The organism is Mesotoga infera, assembly GCA_011045915.1.
Classification (GTDB): Bacteria; Thermotogota; Thermotogae; order Petrotogales; family Kosmotogaceae; genus Mesotoga; species Mesotoga infera_D.
In genome coordinates this window covers 1-2232 of record DSBT01000394.1, presented here as the reverse complement: position 1 = coordinate 2232, position 2232 = coordinate 1, and the positions used below count along the sequence as shown (strand labels likewise).

1 protein-coding gene is annotated in these 2232 nt (G+C 44.3%); it reads right to left on the bottom strand.

The features are described 5' to 3' along the window. Window positions 1–303: 303 nt before the first annotated feature. A complete protein-coding gene (locus ENN47_12650; protein ID HDP78997.1) occupies window positions 304–1671 on the bottom strand; it encodes an ATP-binding protein in 1368 nt (455 codons plus the stop codon). Between the last annotated feature and the right edge of the window lie 561 nt (window positions 1672–2232).

Here is a 2232-nt window from a genome sequence, read left to right as displayed (position 1 = left end):
TTTTCATCAGCGATCAGCGGTTCCTAGATTGAGATCCCGATCAGTTTCATATCGGGATGACCAAGGAGGAGAATAGAGATGATTTCTCTGTTCATCAGCGATCAGCGGGATCTTTACTTTCAGCGTACAGCTGGTCTAATTGAACTCGTCAGCCCCTGTTTTCGCTTTCCGACGAAGTGCTGACTTGCCACCGAAGGTTACTGGCTTCTCGATTCCTATTCCTCTCATCAGAAGATTAGTAAACTGTCGAAGAGGTTTCCTCCTGACAGATTTTTCGAAAGTGGTGTGATTATCACAGGATCTTTAGACTACTCTCTTGTCCCCGTGAAAGAGCATTAGAGATCGATCGGACTTAGCCTCGTCAACTAGAGCTTTGGTGAAGCCAGATCTGCTGAAGATAGCGTACTCCTTCTCTTTGAATTCATCCCATCGCGGCAGATTTCCCCTTTCACGCAATGCTGCAAGAATATCAGTGCCGACGGGCCTTTCACTCCACTTGACTTCTCCCAATAATATTCGTCTCTCTTCTCTGTTCATGGCCACCAGATCGATTTCAGCGTTTCTATCCCACCAGCGACCGATTTCGAAGTAATTCGTTCCGCTAATCCACATGACGGCACTGCGCGCGAAATCCTCATATGTGAGTGAGAAGAACTGGTCTTCGGTATCTTTCAGGATGCTCAACAGTCTTTCCCTCTGATCGGTGAGTATGAGATCTTTGTAATAGAAAACATAACGGAAGTAGAATCTGAAGAAGTTGTCTGCTATTCTGTATAGTCCCTTCTTGCTTTTAAGCGGATCTTCACCCACTGGTACTTCTTTCTCGACTATGCCAAGAAGATTGAGAATGGAGATATATTTCATGATGCTACTTTTGTCGATACCGGTTTCGTTTATTATCTCGCCCAGTTTTCTCTTTCCGAGCGAAATTGCCCTCAAAATGGCGAAGTAGTTTCTCGGTTCTCTGAGCTCCTCATTCAGAAGAAACTCGGCTTCGGCAAACAACACCTCGTTCTGGTTGTATATCTTCTCCATGACATTTCCGTAGTAGTCATGATCGCTGTCAAACTGCTCAAGATAGAACGGTACTCCACCAAGAGTGCCCCATATCTTGAGTAAATCGTCAAATTCGTATTTCTTCTCGAAGAACTCGCCGATTTCATTGAAGGGGAACTGGTTTAGGAGAAGCTGTCCAGTTCGCCTGCCGTATAGAGGGCTCTTATAGCTCAAGACACTGTTCTCCATCACGGAGACGCTCGAACCCGTGAGAATGAGAAAGACATTCGAGTTTGACAAGTATTCGTCCCAGCCCTTTTGAAAAGACGAGATAATGCCCGGTTCTCTTTCTATAAGGTAAGGAAACTCATCTATCACGAGTATGTATCGATCGTGCTTGGAGGCAAGGTACTTGAACAGCAGCTCCCAGTTGGAGAATCCGGCTATTATGTCTTCGTCGAAGAATTCAATAACCTTCTCGGAGAGCTTCTTCAGTTGAAGATTCTCAGGCAGTTTCTCCGCCAGGTAATAGATCCCCCGTTTCTTCCTCAAGAATTCCTTTGTGAGTTCTGTCTTTCCAACTCTCCTTCTACCGTATAGAATAAGCAGTTCCGGTTTTCCCCTTTCGAATCTCTCCTCGAGATAGGCTAATTCCCTCTTTCTGCCAACAAACACAATAATCACCCACTTATTATACTTTACAGTATTATACTATATAGTATATTAATAGAAAATCATCTTCGTATCTCTCTTTCTTTCTAGATTTCCGATCAATTTCTTTGAAAGGACTCGGCATTTTGTGTTATATATACATAAGTCTTCCAGGTAATTCATGAATCTTTCCGACGCTTATTTTCTTCAACGCTATATTGATCATTTGAGGAAGAGCAATAATGTAGGACAATATCCCGTACAGGGGCCCTGAACAGGAGCCCCAAACAAAAGCATTTTGGGGCAGGCTTTCAGGGAAGGCTCTACGAGATGATGCGCGGGGATATTACTGGATGATACAACATGTTTTCGGGGCATGATACTCTCCCCTTAGAATATCTGACATGCTACTTGTAAGGATCTGGGCTTAGGTCTTGACGAAAAACGCATCCATGATCTTGGACGGGCAACGAAGGACGGCTCTTTTCAGACAGGATGTGACGTTTTAGCAAAAACCCGTCTTCATTCTCTGACGGAAAGCCATGTGTAATCCGAATCAACGGGATAACCGTTCATCAGCGCAGA